This is a genomic window from Oceanospirillum sediminis (assembly GCF_014164585.1).
Taxonomy (GTDB): domain Bacteria; phylum Pseudomonadota; class Gammaproteobacteria; order Pseudomonadales; family Halomonadaceae; genus Oceanospirillum; species Oceanospirillum sediminis.
This window is the reverse complement of sequence record NZ_JACJFM010000274.1, coordinates 1-335: the sequence shown is the minus strand read 5'-3', so window position 1 is coordinate 335 and position 335 is coordinate 1. Positions and strand designations below refer to the sequence as shown.

Below are 335 nucleotides of genomic sequence, written 5' to 3'. Positions count from 1 at the left end.
ATAACTTAAACCTGATAGCTACTAGGTTTGAAGAATTATTTTAGCCGTAAAATAATATTTTTAAATTACGTTTAATAAGTGTAATTTTGCAACTTGTTTAAATTTATGAGATACGTTTTCGGCATAATTGTTTTTATCTGCACTTTAAGTTCATGCAGTGAATATCAAAAGGTTTTAAAATCTGAAGATATTGCTCTGAAGTTTAAAACAGGTGATTCTCTTTTTCAAGAAGGTAAGTATGAGAAGGCCAATAGGATTTTTCAACAAATTGTGCCTAAATATAAGGGTAAGCCTCAAGCACAAAAATTGATGTACTTATACTCAAAATCTTTTTA

General features: G+C 28.1%; 1 protein-coding gene. It reads left to right on the top strand.

The window, feature by feature from the left end; genetic code table 11:
• Window positions 1-105: 105 nt before the first annotated feature.
• On the top strand, window positions 106-335 hold a 230-nt coding region (locus tag H4O21_RS28660; protein ID WP_220495899.1), incomplete at its 3' end, for a tol-pal system YbgF family protein.